3 protein-coding genes are annotated in these 3,043 nt (G+C 42.9%); all 3 read right to left on the reverse strand.

Annotated elements, in window-relative coordinates:
* Positions 1 to 1,268 (reverse strand): hypothetical protein (locus IBX50_RS19120; protein WP_292257991.1); only part of this gene is annotated, 1,268 nt, incomplete at its 3' end.
* On the reverse strand, positions 1,265 to 1,786 hold the full coding sequence (locus IBX50_RS19125; RefSeq protein WP_292257992.1) for a hypothetical protein: 522 nt from the start codon (positions 1,784 to 1,786) through the stop codon (positions 1,265 to 1,267). The genes IBX50_RS19120 and IBX50_RS19125, both read right to left, overlap by 4 nt.
* A 6-nt stretch (positions 1,787 to 1,792) precedes the next feature.
* The gene (gene pseI / locus IBX50_RS19130; RefSeq protein ID WP_292257993.1) at positions 1,793 to 2,845 is read right to left on the reverse strand and encodes a pseudaminic acid synthase; all 1,053 of its coding nucleotides are present in this window, start codon (positions 2,843 to 2,845) and stop codon (positions 1,793 to 1,795) included.
* Between the last annotated feature and the right edge of the window lie 198 nt (positions 2,846 to 3,043).

Consider the following 3,043-nt stretch of genomic DNA (forward strand, 5'->3'; position numbering starts at 1 on the left):
TCCTTGAAGCCACAAATATCGAGTAAAAGTGCAGTTGTGTCTTGTGTGGCTCGTAACTCTTGGGTTGGGTAAACATACCTCTGGTTGTTGAATCCTTTTTCAGCAACCTCTTCTCGGTAATCTTCATCTTCAATCAGGCGTTTAAGTGCAGGTACCAATCCTTTTACATTGACTTGTATAACACCGTCATCAGCACCAAAACAGAGACTACTCAAAAAGTTCTGGCGTGGTACCAGATCAACTGTGGCTTTACCCATGGACATACTTTCAAAGGCAATGCTGGAACCAGATGAGATGGTGATATCTGATAAGACAATAATAGATTCCGGGCGATCGAACACGTAAGAAAGATGGTTATCAAGGCCGAGCTTTTTAGCTTTAGAGGATATTTCCTCTTTGGTGAAACTTGTTCCTGATGGCCTATCCTTTACGATAAAATGTATGGGTTTTTCTGTTGTGTTGATAAGGGTTGAGGCTGCTGATAAAAATGCATTAAGCGTCTTGTGGTAAACTTCAGAGTCACCCGTAGAGCAGTCTTTTGCTGGGTAAGTAGTGAAAAAACTGATAATTAGTGCATCGTCACTGATAGACAGGTTTTTTCTTAAGGTCTCAAGTGTGGTGAAGTCTATATTACGGTATGTGTCCCAATTAACCATTCCTGTTATATGTCTTGTGCACTCCTTTGATCCGATATCATCCAGGGTTTCTGTACAACGCTCAGACGCGAGTGAAACGTGATCGGAAATGAAATGTCGGACGGATGCGACACTTCTTGCAGGATAAGGGCTATGACATATATGAACGACTGGAATGTTGTTTGCTTTACACCATTGGAGAAGGCTTGCCTCGTGTACCATGTATTCCTGGTTGATGAATAGCGCTTTGATATCATGCTTTGACTTGAGTGACTCCAGCGCTAAAAACATTCTAACAAGTTTTGGTGTTCTATTTATGACATGGTTTATAATTGAATCTGAAAAAGCATCTGGGTATGATTTTTCTTTCAGCCATAATTTAAGGTCTTCTTTTGATTCGCTCATCAGGCTGATGATTCTGGCTTCTTCCTTTTTGCAATCAACTTTGATTGTATTGTTGTAGATTTCATTTTCAATAACGTGGCATTCGACCTGGTTTCTCTTTGCTATACTCTGATGGGTGTCAGAAAAAAGTCGCGGTGTTATGATATTGAATTTTGTAGTCTTTATGAATTTGTCGACTGCAACCGCTTGCCTGTCAAGTAGAGTGGATATGATGGCAGGATGCTTCATGCTGAATCCTTTTTTTTGTTTTTTGTATTGGCTAGTTGACTGATAACCGACATGACTTCAGCTGTCAAGCTTTTATATAAATGTGTGTTGCTGATTATCAATGATTTTTCATCTAGTGCTGTAGTCCAATTATCCGCAATAATGCTTTTCTCAGCGTCAATTTTTGAATCAATCAGCCAGTCATGAAGTATTTCTTGTTGCTCATTATTCAGTGCGCTAAATAACCATGACAGCTTTTTCTTTTCAGCAATCTGAGCCATCCTGAGAATAAACTGCGCAGGGTACAGGTCGTCAAAAAATGGCTCTAGAGCCCCATCAACTGGCGGCAGATTATCTAAAGTATCATTGTTGTGGAATGGATGCATAAATTTATTCTGCCATATTTCCATGAAATCCTGGAAAGGTTGATCGACAGATAGCCAGCTAAGTAGACGGTGCCACGCATGTGATCCACAAAAGGTATTTTGTGCTAAGTTGTTTACAAAATCACTGCTAAGATAAATTTCTGGAATTTTCAACTTTAACTACTCCACATCATTTTTCATTACAGGCTGGTGGCTTTTAACAGGTTGCAGAAGCCTCTTGCCCATTAAATCATTAAAATACCTTGGTGCTAAACCAAACCCAGGTCTCACACTGCGTATGCAGTCTTCTGTAATGACATCACCTGCCTTCATGTCTTTCACAAAATACAAGGATCGACGAAACTGTACATTGCCTTGCTCGCTGGATTTACGGCCATAATCGACCTTCCCTAAAGCCTGCCAGGCCGTTTTACTGTCGCGGCAGAGAGCGAGAAGCTCTGAAGGTTCCAGTGAAAAACTATCATCCGGCCCGCCACCCTTTCGATCCAGCGTAAAGTGTTTTTCTATAATGGACGCACCCAGTGCAACACTGGTAATCGCAGTGGTATTGTCCAATGTGTGATCCGATAAGCCTGTCACCAGGCCAAAGCGCTCAATCATGTCTGGAATGGTTCTCAGGTTGTAATCTGCTGCCGGAGCAGGATAACCGCTGACACAATGCAGAATGGCTAACTCTTTGCAGCCTGCCCCCTTGGCAGCATCAATCGCTTCCTGAATTTCTTCGGCGTCTGCCATGCCGGTAGAGATGATCATCGGTTTTCCAGTACGTGCGACGTATTCGATAAGCGGTAAATCAACGGCCTCAAAACTGGCGATTTTGTAAGCAGGAGTGTTTAAATCTTCAAGCAGGTCTACAGCAGTTGGATCAAACGGGGAGCTGAAAATCGTGATGCCAAGTTTGTTGGCATGTTCAAACAACGGCTTGTGCCATTCCCATGGCATGTGGGCTTCTTCATAGAGTTCGTAGAGAGTTCGGCCATCCCAAAGCCCACCCTTGATTTTGAACTCCTCTGCATCTGAGTTTAAAGTAATGGTATCCGGGCGATAGGTTTGCAGTTTGACGGCATCGGCACCGGTTTTAGCGGCCTCTTCAATGATTCTCAGAGCTGTTTCCAGCTTGCCGTTATGGTTGGCTGACAGTTCAGCAATAACATAAGGTGGCTGGCTCCTGGAAATTTCCCGGCCAGCAATTACAATTTTGCACTCATTCATTGCTTAATTCTCAGCCTGTGTTTGCCACTCGTTGCTTAAAAGACCAAAGCACACAAGATCATGAAATTGATTGCCATCAAAGTGTTGCTCCCGTAGGCGGCCTTCTTCTGTAAACCTGCCTTATTCATGAAAAATAGCTGAAAGGTGGGTGTGGCTTTGGTATCCTGTTGAAATATAACGTGTTCCGGCAAGAACGGT

The sequence above is a fragment of the Marinospirillum sp. genome (assembly GCF_014859565.1).